Origin of the sequence: Hyphomonas sediminis, from assembly GCF_019679475.1 — a bacterium.
GTDB classification, from domain to species: domain Bacteria; phylum Pseudomonadota; class Alphaproteobacteria; order Caulobacterales; family Hyphomonadaceae; genus Hyphomonas; species Hyphomonas sediminis.
Genome location: NZ_JAIEZP010000001.1, coordinates 734,901 through 748,051, shown reverse-complemented (window position 1 = coordinate 748,051; position 13,151 = coordinate 734,901). Strand labels below are relative to the sequence as shown.

At 62.6% G+C, this 13,151-nt stretch carries 18 protein-coding genes; 8 read left to right on the top strand and 10 right to left on the bottom strand.

Annotated elements, in window-relative coordinates:
• The first annotated feature begins 91 nt into the window (after positions 1 to 91).
• From hisB to K1X12_RS03745, 4 genes are all read left to right on the top strand, one after another.
• A complete protein-coding gene (gene hisB / locus K1X12_RS03760; protein ID WP_220986296.1) occupies positions 92 to 688 on the top strand; it encodes an imidazoleglycerol-phosphate dehydratase HisB in 597 nt (198 codons plus the stop codon).
• 30 nt (positions 689 to 718) lie between these two features.
• The gene (gene hisH, locus K1X12_RS03755) at positions 719 to 1,351 is read left to right on the top strand and encodes an imidazole glycerol phosphate synthase subunit HisH (RefSeq protein ID WP_220986295.1); all 633 of its coding nucleotides are present in this window, start codon (positions 719 to 721) and stop codon (positions 1,349 to 1,351) included.
• Positions 1,348 to 2,079: a 1-(5-phosphoribosyl)-5-[(5-phosphoribosylamino)methylideneamino]imidazole-4-carboxamide isomerase gene (hisA, locus tag K1X12_RS03750; RefSeq protein ID WP_220986294.1), complete on the top strand. Its 732-nt coding sequence runs from the start codon at positions 1,348 to 1,350 to the stop codon at positions 2,077 to 2,079. The genes hisH and hisA overlap by 4 nt, the downstream gene beginning before the upstream one ends.
• Positions 2,080 to 2,305: 226 nt before the next feature.
• A complete protein-coding gene (locus K1X12_RS03745; protein ID WP_220986293.1) occupies positions 2,306 to 2,503 on the top strand; it encodes a hypothetical protein in 198 nt (65 codons plus the stop codon).
• A gap of 3 nt (positions 2,504 to 2,506) precedes the next feature.
• Here K1X12_RS03745 and K1X12_RS03740 read toward each other — a convergent pair whose 3' ends face one another.
• Entirely contained in the window at positions 2,507 to 2,701 is a 195-nt protein-coding gene (locus tag K1X12_RS03740; protein ID WP_220986292.1) for a hypothetical protein, read from the bottom strand.
• A 144-nt stretch (positions 2,702 to 2,845) separates the two neighbouring features.
• On the opposite strand from K1X12_RS03740, the gene hisF reads away from it, so the two are divergent.
• The gene (gene hisF / locus K1X12_RS03735; RefSeq protein ID WP_220986291.1) at positions 2,846 to 3,604 is read left to right on the top strand and encodes an imidazole glycerol phosphate synthase subunit HisF; all 759 of its coding nucleotides are present in this window, start codon (positions 2,846 to 2,848) and stop codon (positions 3,602 to 3,604) included.
• 170 nt (positions 3,605 to 3,774) lie between these two features.
• On the opposite strand, the gene K1X12_RS03730 is transcribed toward hisF, so the two are convergent.
• Positions 3,775 to 4,584: a crotonase/enoyl-CoA hydratase family protein gene (locus K1X12_RS03730; RefSeq protein ID WP_220986290.1), complete on the bottom strand. Its 810-nt coding sequence runs from the start codon at positions 4,582 to 4,584 to the stop codon at positions 3,775 to 3,777.
• A gap of 171 nt (positions 4,585 to 4,755) precedes the next feature.
• On the opposite strand from K1X12_RS03730, the gene hisE reads away from it, so the two are divergent.
• A complete protein-coding gene (hisE, locus tag K1X12_RS03725) occupies positions 4,756 to 5,118 on the top strand; it encodes a phosphoribosyl-ATP diphosphatase (RefSeq protein ID WP_220986289.1) in 363 nt (120 codons plus the stop codon).
• A gap of 113 nt (positions 5,119 to 5,231) precedes the next feature.
• Here hisE and K1X12_RS03720 read toward each other — a convergent pair whose 3' ends face one another.
• Positions 5,232 to 5,966, bottom strand: coding sequence for a DUF6065 family protein (locus tag K1X12_RS03720; RefSeq protein ID WP_220986288.1), 735 nt, complete (start codon positions 5,964 to 5,966; stop codon positions 5,232 to 5,234).
• A 62-nt stretch (positions 5,967 to 6,028) separates the two neighbouring features.
• Between K1X12_RS03720 and K1X12_RS03715 the strand changes: the two genes are divergently transcribed.
• Positions 6,029 to 6,526: a prolyl-tRNA synthetase associated domain-containing protein gene (locus K1X12_RS03715; RefSeq protein ID WP_220986287.1), complete on the top strand. Its 498-nt coding sequence runs from the start codon at positions 6,029 to 6,031 to the stop codon at positions 6,524 to 6,526.
• A 56-nt stretch (positions 6,527 to 6,582) separates the two neighbouring features.
• Here K1X12_RS03715 and K1X12_RS03710 read toward each other — a convergent pair whose 3' ends face one another.
• Positions 6,583 to 7,623 carry an aspartate-semialdehyde dehydrogenase gene (locus K1X12_RS03710; protein ID WP_220986286.1) on the bottom strand — a complete coding sequence of 347 codons (1,041 nt, stop codon included), beginning with the start codon at positions 7,621 to 7,623 and terminating at the stop codon, positions 6,583 to 6,585.
• A gap of 125 nt (positions 7,624 to 7,748) precedes the next feature.
• Between K1X12_RS03710 and K1X12_RS03705 the strand changes: the two genes are divergently transcribed.
• The gene (locus K1X12_RS03705; RefSeq protein ID WP_220986285.1) at positions 7,749 to 8,120 is read left to right on the top strand and encodes a nuclear transport factor 2 family protein; all 372 of its coding nucleotides are present in this window, start codon (positions 7,749 to 7,751) and stop codon (positions 8,118 to 8,120) included.
• On the opposite strand, the gene K1X12_RS03700 is transcribed toward K1X12_RS03705, so the two are convergent.
• The 6 genes from K1X12_RS03700 to K1X12_RS03675 form a co-directional block, all read right to left on the bottom strand.
• Positions 8,117 to 9,307 (bottom strand): amidohydrolase family protein, encoded by a 1,191-nt coding sequence (locus tag K1X12_RS03700; protein WP_220986284.1) that lies wholly within the window; start codon positions 9,305 to 9,307, stop codon positions 8,117 to 8,119. The two genes, K1X12_RS03705 and K1X12_RS03700, sit on opposite strands and share 4 nt — an antisense overlap.
• Positions 9,308 to 9,385: 78 nt before the next feature.
• The gene (gene leuB / locus K1X12_RS03695; protein ID WP_220986283.1) at positions 9,386 to 10,438 is read right to left on the bottom strand and encodes a 3-isopropylmalate dehydrogenase; all 1,053 of its coding nucleotides are present in this window, start codon (positions 10,436 to 10,438) and stop codon (positions 9,386 to 9,388) included.
• A 153-nt stretch (positions 10,439 to 10,591) separates the two neighbouring features.
• Positions 10,592 to 10,912 carry a hypothetical protein gene (locus K1X12_RS03690; protein WP_220986282.1) on the bottom strand — a complete coding sequence of 107 codons (321 nt, stop codon included), beginning with the start codon at positions 10,910 to 10,912 and terminating at the stop codon, positions 10,592 to 10,594.
• A gap of 111 nt (positions 10,913 to 11,023) precedes the next feature.
• On the bottom strand, positions 11,024 to 11,653 hold the full coding sequence (leuD, locus tag K1X12_RS03685) for a 3-isopropylmalate dehydratase small subunit (RefSeq protein ID WP_220986281.1): 630 nt from the start codon (positions 11,651 to 11,653) through the stop codon (positions 11,024 to 11,026).
• Between the two features lie 11 nt (positions 11,654 to 11,664).
• A complete protein-coding gene (locus K1X12_RS03680; RefSeq protein ID WP_225907861.1) occupies positions 11,665 to 12,543 on the bottom strand; it encodes a VOC family protein in 879 nt (292 codons plus the stop codon).
• Positions 12,510 to 13,148: a glutathione S-transferase family protein gene (locus K1X12_RS03675; RefSeq protein WP_220986280.1), complete on the bottom strand. Its 639-nt coding sequence runs from the start codon at positions 13,146 to 13,148 to the stop codon at positions 12,510 to 12,512. Before K1X12_RS03675 ends, K1X12_RS03680 begins: the two co-directional genes overlap by 34 nt.
• Between the last annotated feature and the right edge of the window lie 3 nt (positions 13,149 to 13,151).

Here is a 13,151-nt window from a genome sequence, read left to right as displayed (position 1 = left end):
CAATTCCCGCAGAAACTGCCTGATATATGTTTAGGAATCCGTGAACACAGATACGCTAGCTGTTGCGCTTCCATCAGCTTATATGGCCCGCATGACACAGAACCGCTCCGCAGACGTCGCCCGTAAGACAAAGGAAACCGATATTTCGGTTTCTGTTAACCTTGATGGCACCGGCAAAGCCGACATCGAGACCGGGATCGGCTTTTTCGATCACATGCTCGACAGCCTGGCGCGTCACTCGCTGATCGACCTGAAAGTCCGCTGCAAGGGCGACACCCATATCGACTTCCACCACTCGGTCGAAGACACCGGCATCGTCATTGGCCAGGCCATCGCCAGGGCGCTGGGCGACTTTGCCGGCATCACGCGCTTCGGCCATGCCTATATCCCGATGGACGAGACGCTGACCCGCGCCTCCATCGACCTCTGCAAACGCCCCTACCTCGTCTGGAAGGTGGAGTTCCGCCGCGACAAGATCGGCGAGATGGATACCGAACTCTTCAAGGAGTTCTTCCACGCCCTCGCCGGCAATGGCGGCATGTGCCTGCATGTCGAGAACATCTATGGCGAGAACAACCACCACATCGCCGAAAGCTGCTTCAAGGCGACCGCGCGCGCCCTGCGCACGGCCATCGCCATCGACCCGCGTCTCGGCGGCGCGCCGGCCAGCACCAAGGGCAGCTTGTAAGCCTCCCTCCCCGCCGCTAAGAGCGCGGCCATGACCCGCATCGCCCTCATCGATTACGGCTCCGGCAACCTGCACTCCTGCGCGCGGGCGCTTGCCGCTGCTGCGGATGATCCGGGCAAGGTGAGGGTCACCGCCCGGCCTGAAGACATCTTGACTGCAGAGCGCATCGTCCTGCCCGGCGTCGGCCATTTTGCCGACTGCGCCGGCGCCCTGCGCGCCATCCCCGGCATGGTCGAGGCGCTGGAAGAAGCCGTCCTCGCCAAGGGACGCCCCTTCCTCGGCATCTGTGTGGGCATGCAGCTGCTCGCCGATACCGGCCTTGAGGACGGGGAAACCCCCGGCCTTGGCTGGGTCCACGGGATTGTCGAGAAGCTGGAAGCTGCGCCCGGCCTGCCTGTACCCCATGTTGGCTGGAACGAGCTGATGATCCCGGCGCCCCACCCCGTTCTGGCGGGCCTTGGCGACACGCCCCACGCCTATTTCACCCATTCCTACGCCTTCCGCCCGGAAGAAGACGCCCGCGTTTCCGCCTGGACGGACTATGGCGCCCCCATCGCCGCCGCCCTTGCCCGCGACAACATCTTCGGCACCCAGTTCCACCCCGAAAAGAGCCAGCGCCTCGGCCTGACCCTGCTCGCCAACTTCCTGAAATGGCGCCCATGACCTTCACCCTCTACCCCGCAATCGACCTTAAAGACGGCGCCTGCGTGCGCCTGCTGCGCGGGGAGATGGACGCGGCCACCGTGTTCAACACCGATCCCGGCGCGCAGGCCCGCGCCTTCCACGAGATGGGCTTTAGCCACCTGCACGTGGTTGACCTCAACGGCGCCTTTGCGGGCGAGCCGGTGAACAAGGCTGCCGTCGAGAACATCCTGAAATCCACCCCCGCCCCGGTCCAGCTCGGCGGCGGTATCCGCAGCCGCGCGCAGATCGACGCCTGGCTGGAAGCGGGCATCTCCCGCGTCATCCTCGGCACCATCGCCCTGCGCGATCCCCAGCTCGTGAAAGACGCCGCCCGCGCCTTGCCCGGCCGCATCGTCGTCGGCATCGACGCGAAAGATGGCATGGTTGCCGTGGAAGGCTGGGCCGAAACCAGCGACATGCGCGCCACCGAGCTTGCCAAGGCCTTCGAAGGCTGCGGCGTCGCCGCCATCGTGGCGACCGACATTGGCCGCGACGGCCTGAAGACCGGCGTCAATGTTCCGTTCACGGCAGAGCTGGCAAACACCGTCTCCATCCCCGTCATCGCCTCAGGCGGCGTCAAAAGCGTCGACGACATCCGTGCCCTGAAGGCCTCCGGCGCGCCGATCGCGGGCAGCATCCTTGGCCGCGCGCTCTACGATGGGGACATTGTGGCGCGTGAGGCGGTCGAAGCCGCCGCCTCATCCTAGGGTCCGCCTATACCTAAACAAGCCCTTCGTAGGGTGGGTTAGGCGAAGCCGTAACCCACCATCAGACGGTGCGGCCCGAAAGCGGTGGGTTACGGCTTCGCCTAACCCACCCTACGGGTCCGGAGCAAACCGCCCCTAGCCCGCACCAGCGCCACCATTCCGCGCTCAAACATCCTCACACTATCCTTTCCCCCCAAAGTGGCACGCATTTCGCATTGCCCCTGCCATGACCCGGCAGAGATCGAAATCCCCGTCCGAGCAGGCCGCGCAGAAACTGGCGCAGGACGCTGTGTATCAGACGATGCTGAGCAATATGCGCCGAAGTCAGCTGGATCAGGCAAGGCTGGCTGGCCGGCTCGCCGCCGCAGTGACCGGGGCAGGTCTTGCCACGGTCTACCTGGTTGCGGCGAGCTTCATGGACTAGGCCTCAGCGCGCGCTGGACAGCGGGCGGCGCAGGCGGCGGCGTGTGCGCAGGGCGTGGGCGATGTCGCTTTCTTCGCCCGCCGGCGCGCCCTTCCCGGCTTCCAGCTTCGACAGCCCTGCGGCGAGCTGCGCCAGGCGTTCGGCTTCGTCGGCCTGCAGGCGGGCGGATGTGCGGCGTTCGGTTTGTTTCATGTCCATCGGTCGTCTCCTGTTTCGGCGCCCCGTCTCGTGCGAGTTCAGCCTTCCCTGAAGGCAACATAAGCCATCCCGGCGCCTGTTCCCACCCTCGGCAACCTTACGGATAGTTTGCATTCGCGTGCCTTTCCCGGCAAAGGAGCGGCCATGCTGAAGACGCGCATCATCCCCTGCCTCGACGTGAAAGACGGACGCACCGTGAAGGGCGTCAACTTCGTGGACCTGAAAGACGCTGGCGACCCCGTGGCCCTTGCCCGCGCCTATGACGCTCAGGGCGCCGACGAGCTCTGCTTCCTCGACATCACCGCCAGCCATGAAGGCCGCGGCACCCTGCTCGACACCGTCAGCCGCACGGCAGAGGCCTGCTTCATGCCGCTCACCGTGGGCGGGGGCGTGCGCTCGGTGGACGATATGGTCGCGCTTCTGAGAGCGGGCGCAGACAAGGTGGCGATCAACTCCGCCGCCGTGGCAGACCCCGCGCTGATTTCCGCCTGCGCCGCCAAGGCCGGGCGCCAATGCGTCGTCGTCGCCATCGATGCGCGCAAATCCGGCGACAGCTGGGAAATCTTCACCCATGGCGGGCGCAAGCCCACCGGCATCAATGCCGTAGAGTTTGCCCGCGAGGCTGCAAAACGCGGCGCCGGCGAAATCCTGCTCACCTCGATGGACCGGGACGGAACGAAAACGGGCTACGACATTCCGCTCCTGAAAGCGGTCTCCTCCGCCGTCACCATTCCCGTCATCGCCAGCGGCGGCGCCGGCGGCGTGAAGGACTTTGCCCCCGCCGTCCTCGAAGGCGGGGCAAGCGCCGTGCTCGCCGCCTCGATCTTCCATTTCGGCGAAGCCACGCTGGCAGAGGCCCGCGCGGCGCTTGCTGAAGCGGGCGCGCCGGTGCGAACGGTCTGAAACAAGTTCAGCCTTCAGTTTCTCGTCACACTCGATGCGCGAAAGCGCATCTGAGTGCCCATCTCCTGAACTCACCCAGCGTAAGTTGAGGCGCTGTCAGGAGATGGGCGCTCAGATGGCCTGGCGGCCATCGAGCGTGACGAAACTTTGGTGCAGTAAAGCGCGGGAAATTACTCCGAAAACACCGGCTTGCGCTTCTGCATTTCCGCCATCACCGCTTCCATCTGGTTGGGTGTACGGATCACTTTGGCCTGCTCGTCGCTTTCCATCTGCAGCAGCTCGGCGTCCGTGCTGTCGGCCATGGCGTTCAGCAGGCGCTTGGCGCCTTTCATCGCGGCAGGATGCTTGCTCGCCATCAGCTTGGCCAACCACAGCGCATCTTCCAGCGGCGTATCGGAAACCTTGGTCGCAAAGCCCATCTCATGGGCTTCCTTCCCCTTGAACTCGCGGTTCGTGTAAGTCAGCTCACGGAGCACATCATCGCGCACATTTCCGCGCCACAGCGGGAAACCCGCCATATCCGGCACCAGGCCCCATTTCATTTCCATCACCGCGCAGCGCGTTTCCGGATGGATGATGCGGATGTCAGCGCCCGAAAGGATCTGGAAGCCGCCGCCAAACGCCACGCCATGCGCCGCCGCAATCACCGGCACCGGCAGCTCGCGCCAGCCCCAGGCCACATATTGCGCCAGGTTGGCAATGCCGTGGCTGCGGTCGCCCAGATTGGAAGTCACGCTCCCCTGCCCCGGCTTCTTCTCCTCGCTGGCGGCAAAGTTTGAAAGGTCGAGCCCGGCGCAGAAGGCGCGCCCCTCGCCAGAGAGCACCACAACGCGCAGGCCCTTGGTGGCCTTCAGCGTGTCGATCGCTTCGGCAATGCCGGCAAACATCGCGCTGTCGAGGGCGTTCATCTTGTCGGTGCGGATCAGGCGCACATCGGCAACGCCGTCTTCCAGCATGGTAATCGAAACGCGGTCTTTCATCTTGGCTTCCTCCGGAACTTTGCCGCCAAGCTGGCGCCCTTCCGCTGCGGACGTCAAGCGTGCCCGCCGCGTCAAAGCCCCCTCGCCCCGCTTGCGGGGAGAGGGGGTTGGGGGTGAGGGGCCGCAACGCCGCCTCTTCTCGCGTCGGCCCGATGGCGTTAAAGCAAGGCCATGACCGCCAAAGCCCCCCTCGCCTCGCCTGCGCGCCTTGCCGCTGCCCTGACGCATCTTGCCGAAACCATCGACGCGCGCGCCCTTGAGGGCGACGCTGCCTCCAGCTGGACGGCCAAGCTGCTCGCCAAAGGCCCGGACGCGGCCGCCGCCAAGGTCGCCGAAGAAGGCGGAGAGCTCGCCCAGGCCGTCCGCGCCGAGAGTGATGAGCGGGTGGCGAGTGAAGCGGCCGATGTGCTCTATCACATCTTCGTCGCGCTCCGCGCGCGCGGGGTCGCGCTCGACGCGGTCGCCGCCGCCCTCGAAAAGCGCCAGGGCACCTCCGGCATCGCGGAGAAGGCTGCGCGCCCGTCCGGAAGCTGAAAAACTCCAACGGCGTTGGAGTTTTCGGCCCTGCGGTTGGAGTTTTTTTTAGAGCTTTTTTGGAGTTTTTCGGCGCCCTTATCCACGGGATAGGCGGGCGCCTCTCCAACACCTTACAAGTCCTTCGGGGGCTTCAGGCGGCGCTTGGTCTGGTGGGCGTCGGCCTTCTCGCCATCGGGCTTCTCGCCCCGCATATAGTGGCGCTGCCAGCGCGCCTTCATGGCGTTTTCTTCGCCCGATTTGAGGCGTGTGTTGAAGTCCGCGCGGCTCTCGCGCCAGCCTTCATATTCCTTCACCAGCTCGGGGTTTGACCTTAGCAGCTTGCGCTCGGGGGTGATCTCTTCCAGCCGCTTATGTTCCATAAGTGTAATGAAAGCAAAGGGTTCCCCCTTTCGGAAGACCACTTCGCCCGGCCGGGTCATCTGCCAGTTCATGGTGAAGGGAAAGGGCAGCCAGTCGGTCTCCACCAGGCCCGTCAGCGGCGCGATCCCGTCTTTCGGCCAGTTGGGCGGCCCGGTCACCCACACGCCCCAGCCCGGCGGCGTGCGAAACAGATGGCCGGTATGGAAGGTGACGATGCCGCGCATGAAATGCGCATCGGCAAAGCTCGCAATGGCGTTCGGATCGCCCGTCGTCAGAAGCTGAATGTCTTCATTCCGCGGCCCGCCATTCCATTTTATCTTGATGTCCATCGGGCAGAGGATTTCCCAGCCCGTAGAGTTCGCCATCGTCAGCGGCAGGCAGCGATAGGGGTGGCGATCGGTGAAGGCATCCATCCATTCCCGGTCTGAGCGGCCCGGCACGATTTCAGGGGCGACATCGTAAATCTTATAACATTCAAGGCGCATGGGCTGAGTTTCCGCTTCCTGGCTGCTTGACGGCAAGGCAAAGTCCTGCCCCAAAGGGCGCCATGCCTGCAAGCCCTGAAGACCTGTTCGCCTATCTCGACAGCCTCGACATCGCCCATTCCACCACCTGGCATGAGGCGATGTTCACCGTGGAACAGTCCTCCGCGCTGAAGGCTGATATGCCGGGCGCCCACACCAAGAACCTGTTCCTGAAGGACGCCGATGGCCTGCTCGTGCTGATCGCTGCCGAGGCGCACAATTCACTGAAACTGAACCAGCTTCACCGGAGAATCGGCACCCGCCGCCTCTCCTTCGGCACGCCGGAGCTGATGACAGAGGTGCTAGGCGTGACGCCCGGCTCGGTCACGGCCTTCTCCCTGATGAACGACCACCCTGCCCGCGTCCGCTTCCTGGTCGACAGCGTTCTGGCCGCTGCCGACATTGTGAACTTTCACCCGATGACGAACACCGGCACCACCGCCATCAGCCAGGCCGATTTCCGGAAGTTTGTCGAAGCAACCGGCCATACGTTTGAAATCGTGGATTTTTCAGAGCTCTGAAACGCAAAACCCCGGCGCGAAGGCCGGGGTTTCGAGACTTTGGCTGCCTGGAAAGATCAGGCTTTCGCTGCTTCCGTTTCCGGCTTGATAACGCCGCGATTAAGCAGCTCCTCAGCAATCTGGACCGCGTTGAGCGCAGCGCCTTTGCGCAGATTGTCGGAGACGCACCAGAAGGCGAGGCCGTTGGCCACGGTCGGGTCCTTGCGGATGCGGCTGATATAGGTTGCCCACTCGCCAACGCATTCCTTCGGCGTGATGTAGAGCTCTTCCTTGGGGTCATCGACGACCATCAGACCGGGGCTTTCGCGCAACAGGGCGCGGCATTCGTCGGCGCTCATCGGAGCGTTGGTTTCGATATTCACCGCTTCGGAGTGGCCCACGAACACCGGCACGCGCACACAGGTCGCCACCAGCTCGATCGACGGGTCGACGATCTTTTTCGTCTCGACCGTCATCTTCCACTCTTCCTTGGTGAAGCCATCATCCATGAACACGTCGATCTGCGGGATCAGGTTGAAGGCGATTTCCTTCGGGAAGACTTCCGGGGCCGGCTCGTCATTCACGAACACGCCGCGCGTCTGGTTCCACAGCTCGTCCATCGCGTCCTTGCCCTTGCCGGAGACCGACTGATAGGTCGAGACAACCACGCGCTTGATGCCAACCGCGTCATGGATCGGCTTCAGCGCCACGACGAGCTGGGCCGTCGAGCAGTTCGGGTTCGCGATGATGCCCTTCTTCTTGTAGTCCATCACCGCGTCAGCGTTCACTTCCGGAACGACGAGCGGCACATCAGGGTCCATCCGCCACTGGGAAGAGTTGTCGATGACGATGGCGCCGGCCTTGGCGATCTTCGGTGACCAGACCTTGGAGACAGAGCCGCCTGCCGACATCAGCACCACATCGACCTTGCTGAAGTCGAACTGTTCGAGATCGTGGCATTTCAGCGTGCGGTCCCCATAGGAGACTTCCTTGCCGATGGAGCGGCGAGAGGCGACGGCGAACACTTCGTCGGCGGGGAAGAGGCGCTCGTCCAGAATGTTGAGGAGTTCCCGCCCGACATTACCTGTGGCGCCGACAACCGCGATGCGTGTGCCCATGATACTCTCCTCTGGTTAGGTTCGGGGGCTATATGGCGCATCTGACCGCTCACTTAAAGCGGGTTGTGCAATTCCCCTGCGTCGGGCAGGACTCGCGACGCACACAACAAGGCGGGGGCCTTCCCATGCTCGACGAGATCATCCGCAGATATATTGCCGCTTATAATGAGCGCGATATCGATGCCATGCTCGCCCATGTGACCGATGACGTGGTGTTCGAGAACATCTCCAATACTGGCCAATCCATGCGCCTTGAGGGCAAGGACATGATGCGCCAGGTGGCCGAAGTGTCCGGCAATGCCTTCTCGTATCGCCGGCAACGCTTGATCAATCTCATCTCCGGGGCAGGCAAGGCCGCCGCCGAGATCGAGTTTGAAGGCCGCGCGGCGGTCGATCTGCCGACCGGCGTGAAGGCCGGCCAGTCGGTCAAGGTACGCGGCGCAAGCTTCTTCGAGTTCCGCGGCCCCCTGCTCTGCCGGATCGCGGACTACAGCTAGGCGCTCGCCTTCAGCACCGGCCTGCGCAGATCAGCTGCCAGGCCCTCTCCCATCAGGTCGATAAAGTTCTCCGAATAGAAGCCGGAGACCTGCGATGGGGTACAGCCCGCGAGCGTTTCATCGAACCGCTTGATCGGGTTCCGGCCCCCTTCGACATGCGGATAATCCGACGAGAAGAGACAGATCTCATCCCCCGCATTACGGATGATCCAGCCGGCATCTTCATGCGGATAGGGCGCTGCCCGGAAACTGCGCTTTACGATTTCAGAGGGCTTATCCGAGAGTTTCTGCAGCCGGTCCTCATTGCGGCGGAAGGCATGAGCCGCCGAATCCATAGACCGCATCCATCCCGGCACCCAGGACGCCCCAAGCTCGATCGCGCCCCACTTCAGTTTCGGAAACCGGTCGAATACGCCATCGAAGATCAGCGTCGCAATCGTCTGCATCGCAGCGTTCGGAATTGGCATGTAGGAAACCGACGTGAAATTGTCGTCTCCGCCGTGGAAGTCCGGAACCGGCGGCAGGCCATTTTCCTTGTAGGCCGCGTTCAGCTTCTCTTCGCCGCCAACATGAAAGAGGATCGGAAGCCCTGCCTCTTCCGCAGCGCGCCAGACCGGATCAAGGCCGATATGGCTGGGCGAGTGCTTTTGCGGGCAAAGCGAGGGAACCATGATTGCCTTGGCGCCGAGGCGAATGGCAAGGCGCGCTGTTTCTTCCGCCCTCTGAAAATGCTCCAGCGGGACATAGGCCACAGGCAGCAAGCGCCGGTCGACCGAGCAGAAATCGGTCATCAGCCGGTTGTGTGCATCGGCCGCCGCATAGCAGAGCTCCGTGTCATCAGACTGGTCGAGGCCGAAGTTGCCGAGGCAGAATGTGGTGAAGACAAGTTGGCTCGCAAAGCCGAGCCGGTTCATCACTTCGGGACGGTCCGACGCGCGAAACGATCCGAGCGCTTCGTAATTCTTCTTGAGGAGCACCGCCTCGCCTGCCGCCGCCCGATAGGCTGCATCTTCATGCCGGGCGCGCTCCTCATTCATCCAATGTGCGTCGGAATGTTTCCGCTTGTAGGCCGGCAGATCATGAAAACGCGTTAGCAGGCGCGCCTCGAAATACGGATCGAGACAATCCGTCATTTCCATCAGGTGACTATCGGCGTCGTGGATCAACCTTCCGGCAGCATAAGACATCCCTCGTTTCCTCCGCTCTTCTTTTTGAGCGGAGGATGTCACAAGGCGGAAGAATTGTCCAAATGGAGGCTTTGGCGGCTACAGCGCAGCAAGCACGGCATCGGCCATCTGGCGTGTGGTCAGCTCGCCGCCGAGATCTCGCGTGCGGGCACCGCGATCGAGCGCCTTGCCGACGGCGGCGAACAGCGCATCTGCGGCTTTCTCTTTGCCCAGCGACCAGCGCAGCGCCATTTCCAAAGAAAGAATCGCTGCGCAGGGATTGGCGATGCCTTTGCCGGCAATGTCGGGCGCAGAGCCGTGGACCGGCTCATACAGACCCGGCACGCCCGGCACGCCGAGCGAGGCAGACGGCAGCATGCCGATTGAACCTGTGAGCATCGCGGCCGCGTCCGAAAGGAGGTCACCGAACAGATTGTCGGCGAGGATTACGTCGAACTGTTTGGGCGCACGGACGAGTTCCATAGCGCAGGCGTCGGCATACATGTGGGTCAGTTCCACGCCGCCGCCAAGTTCAGCATGAGCCAGGGTAACTTCCTGACGCCAGAAAAGCCCCGACTCCATCACATTCGATTTCTCAACCGAACAGACACGTCCATCACGCCCGCGCGCAATATCGAAAGCAACACGCGCGACGCGCTCAACTTCCGGATGGGTATAGATTGCCGTGTCATAGCCGCGACGCAGGCCGCCCTGCTCGTCAATGCCGCGTGGCTGACCGAAATAGACCCCGCCCGTCAGCTCCCGGACAATCATCAGGTCGAGACCTTCAATCTTGTCCTTCTTCAGGCTGGACGCATCGACCAGCGCCGGGAAGCAGAAAGCCGGGCGGAGGTTTGCGAAAACATCCAGGCCTTTGCGAAGCGCAAGGAGGCCAGCCTCCGGGCGCTTGTCGCGAGCAGCCGAGTTCCATTTCGGGCCACCAACAGCACCCATGAGCACGGCATGGGAATGGCGCGCGCGCTCCAGCGTTTCCTCCGTCAAGGGCGTTCCGTGGGCATCGAAGCTCGCGCCGCCGATCAGACCTTCCTCAATGTGAATATCCGGGACAAGCGCCTGGGCAATCCGGCGCGTCTCGGCGATGACTTCGGGGCCGATGCCATCACCAGGGAGAAGAAGGAGTGTCTGTTTCATAGAATTTGCTCAAAACATAGCTGAAGGAGCGCCGGGACAAACGCCCGACGCTCCGCCTGTAGTCCCTATTTGTGGTTCAAGAAAGACCCGCCAGAGACAGTTTCAGCGCCAATGCGATGACAGCCTTTGCTCTTTCCCGCCTCAGGGAAGCGCTCAGCAGGTACCCGTCGTGGAACAGCCGGTATTCAGACGCTGAAACTTATCCGTTTCATTCTTTGCGTTCTCCGCCATCAGTCGATCGAACTCCTTCCAGGCCAACTCAGACTTGCAATCCTTTGCCGGAAAGCGGCTGCCTGTGACCTGCATGGAGCGGCATTTCACGATGCTGCCATCCGGCGCGGTCTGTCCTTCCATGGACGCAGTGATCTTGTCAGCGCCGTTCAGTGCCGTTGTACCTGACGTGTTGCTCGCGCATGCCACAAGTGCTCCAGCTGAGAGCAAACCAACAACACCAAGTTTCATTCCGATCGCCATCAAAGATCTCCAAGTCGCGCATTAGTTGATGGCCATACTAATACACTCAGACCCTAAGCCTGCAACTCGAATATCGATAAATCATTCCGATGACGGGCAGAGCGTTCGGATTTAGTGTACCGGTACCAGCCAAGGCGTGGCCATGCGGCGCTGGTCTTCAAAACGGTCAATTTCCGCAGCCGCCGTAAGCGAGGCGCCGATCTCGTCCAGGCCCGCAATCAGATTCGACTTGCGACCAGGATCGACCTCAAAGCTGAAGACCTCGCCGGCCGGTGTTGTCACCGTCTGGCCTTCCAGATCCACCGAGAAAACATGGTTCGATCCGCCTGCTTCAGCGGCGAGCTTCTCGCAAACCTCAACCGGCAGGCGCACCGGAAGGATGCCGTTCTTATAGCAGTTGTTGTGGAAGATGTCGGCGAAGGATGGCGCGATGATGCAGGTGATGCCCTGATCGGCCAGCGCCCAGGGCGCGTGCTCGCGCGAGGAACCGCAACCGAAATTATCGCCCGCAATCAGGATGCTGGCCTTGGCGTATTGCGGCTGATTGAGCACGAAATTGGGGTCTTCTGAGCCGTCCGCCCGCGTTTTCAGCTCATAGAACAGGCCTTTGGCCAGCCCTGTCCGTTCCGTCGTCTTCAGGAACTGTTTGGGGATGATCATGTCGGTGTCGACATTGGACATGGGCTTGCCCTTGTCCATCAGCGGGGCGGCGGTTCCATCGAGACGGGTAAACGGTTTCATGGCGGAGACTTCTAAACGCCCTCATGGGCAATGAACAGGGTCGGCACGCTCATGGTACCGTTGCGAATTGTGAAAACGCGGCTGCCGGGCTTGCGGCCCTTGCGGATCTCCGAAACCTCAAACCCGCTCGCCACAAGACGGTGATGCGCCGCTTCAATATCCTTCACCGCCCAGGTGAGGCCCCAGAACTTGTCCGGGCGGCTCGCGTCTTCGGGATCTGACAGCTTCTGCGCAATCTCTATGGTCAGTCCACCGGTGCGGAAGAAAATCAGCCGGACGCCCCAATCAGGATTTGTCCGGTCGAGCGCGAGGCGCAGGCCAAGCTTGGCGCCGTAGAAGGCAAGTGCGCGATCCGGCGCGGCGGTGTTGACCACCGCATGGTCGAGCCCGTGAACGGCATCTGCGCCCACTGCGACAGGCTGGAGCGCGCCCTCCCCCTGCTGAAGGATGAAGGTCTTGATGCCGCCGGCTTTCTCGTCGGGGACGCGAAAGCGCTGCCAGCTCCGCTGCGCGCCAGACGCAGCGTGCACGGAATGGCCGCCGGCGATTTCGCTGGGCGAAAGGCCGCGCCGCGCGAAGGTCTGATGGTCGTCCTCGATTGCGTCGCTGGCGAAAGCCAGCGTTGTGAGGCCGGGGCCGTCTGCCTCGATGATCTCGGCAAGACGTTGCCCCAGCGGCCCGTCACCCGCCGGCGCGAGCAATTCGAGAGACGTATTGCCCAGCCGGAACACCGACGCAGCCGCCCCGCCTTCAAGCTCTGCCTGCCAATCGGCTTTCCGGCCGAGCAGTTTCTCATAGACCGCCGTGCCGGAGACAATCTCCGGACAGATCAGGACGAGATGGTCGAGACCAGTAATCACGGCGCTTTCACACTCGCCTGCGGCAGGCATTCTGTCGGCCCTTTGAAGCCCGGCAGGGCTTCCACCCGGTCCATCCATTTGCGCAGGTTTGCGAAGGGCTGAAGATCAATCTGCGCCTGGCCGGAATAGCTGACGATGCCATAGATATCGATGTCGGCGATCGTTGGCCCTGCGCCGACAAGCCAGGTACGGCCGGCGAGCAAGCCATCAAGTTCCTTCAGCGCGCCCAGCGCCGACTGGAGATTGGCGGCCTGAACATCATCGGGAAACTTGAAGAGACCCAGCTTCACTGCGCGCGTGCGATAGATGCCGGTGGTGAGCGGGCCGGCGGCCCAGAATTGCCATTCCCGCGCGCGCAGGCGGTCGGCCCGGTCCTTGCCGCCGAACTGCCCGGTCTCATCGGCAAGATAGTCGAGGATGACCGAAGACTGGCTGAGGCAGACATCCTGCTCATGGTCTTCCAGCACCGGCACCTGTCCGTAGCGGTTCTTGGCGAGGAAGGCGTCTGCCTTATGCGCCCCTGCCCGCAGATCGACATGCTCGTAATCGTGGGGCGTGTTCGTCAAGCGCAGCATCAGGCCGACTTTGTAAGTCGGCCCGGAAGGCCACATTCCGTGCAGTGTGTATCGGGCCATGTG

What these genes read in the sequence shown, in the direction of transcription:
- hisB (WP_220986296.1), top strand. Translation starts at nt 92, where the DNA reads ATGACACAGAACCGCTCCGCAGACGTCGCCCGTAAGACAAAGGAAACC.
- hisH (WP_220986295.1), top strand. Translation starts at nt 719, where the DNA reads ATGACCCGCATCGCCCTCATCGATTACGGCTCCGGCAACCTGCACTCC.
- hisA (WP_220986294.1), top strand. Translation starts at nt 1,348, where the DNA reads ATGACCTTCACCCTCTACCCCGCAATCGACCTTAAAGACGGCGCCTGC.
- K1X12_RS03745 (WP_220986293.1), top strand. Translation starts at nt 2,306, where the DNA reads ATGACCCGGCAGAGATCGAAATCCCCGTCCGAGCAGGCCGCGCAGAAA.
- K1X12_RS03740 (WP_220986292.1), bottom strand. Translation starts at nt 2,701, where the DNA reads ATGGACATGAAACAAACCGAACGCCGCACATCCGCCCGCCTGCAGGCC.
- hisF (WP_220986291.1), top strand. Translation starts at nt 2,846, where the DNA reads ATGCTGAAGACGCGCATCATCCCCTGCCTCGACGTGAAAGACGGACGC.
- K1X12_RS03730 (WP_220986290.1), bottom strand. Translation starts at nt 4,584, where the DNA reads ATGAAAGACCGCGTTTCGATTACCATGCTGGAAGACGGCGTTGCCGAT.
- hisE (WP_220986289.1), top strand. Translation starts at nt 4,756, where the DNA reads ATGACCGCCAAAGCCCCCCTCGCCTCGCCTGCGCGCCTTGCCGCTGCC.
- K1X12_RS03720 (WP_220986288.1), bottom strand. Translation starts at nt 5,966, where the DNA reads ATGCGCCTTGAATGTTATAAGATTTACGATGTCGCCCCTGAAATCGTG.
- K1X12_RS03715 (WP_220986287.1), top strand. Translation starts at nt 6,029, where the DNA reads ATGCCTGCAAGCCCTGAAGACCTGTTCGCCTATCTCGACAGCCTCGAC.
- K1X12_RS03710 (WP_220986286.1), bottom strand. Translation starts at nt 7,623, where the DNA reads ATGGGCACACGCATCGCGGTTGTCGGCGCCACAGGTAATGTCGGGCGG.
- K1X12_RS03705 (WP_220986285.1), top strand. Translation starts at nt 7,749, where the DNA reads ATGCTCGACGAGATCATCCGCAGATATATTGCCGCTTATAATGAGCGC.
- K1X12_RS03700 (WP_220986284.1), bottom strand. Translation starts at nt 9,307, where the DNA reads ATGTCTTATGCTGCCGGAAGGTTGATCCACGACGCCGATAGTCACCTG.
- leuB (WP_220986283.1), bottom strand. Translation starts at nt 10,438, where the DNA reads ATGAAACAGACACTCCTTCTTCTCCCTGGTGATGGCATCGGCCCCGAA.
- K1X12_RS03690 (WP_220986282.1), bottom strand. Translation starts at nt 10,912, where the DNA reads ATGGCGATCGGAATGAAACTTGGTGTTGTTGGTTTGCTCTCAGCTGGA.
- leuD (WP_220986281.1), bottom strand. Translation starts at nt 11,653, where the DNA reads ATGAAACCGTTTACCCGTCTCGATGGAACCGCCGCCCCGCTGATGGAC.
- K1X12_RS03680 (WP_225907861.1), bottom strand. Translation starts at nt 12,543, where the DNA reads ATGCCTGCCGCAGGCGAGTGTGAAAGCGCCGTGATTACTGGTCTCGAC.
- K1X12_RS03675 (WP_220986280.1), bottom strand. Translation starts at nt 13,148, where the DNA reads ATGGCCCGATACACACTGCACGGAATGTGGCCTTCCGGGCCGACTTAC.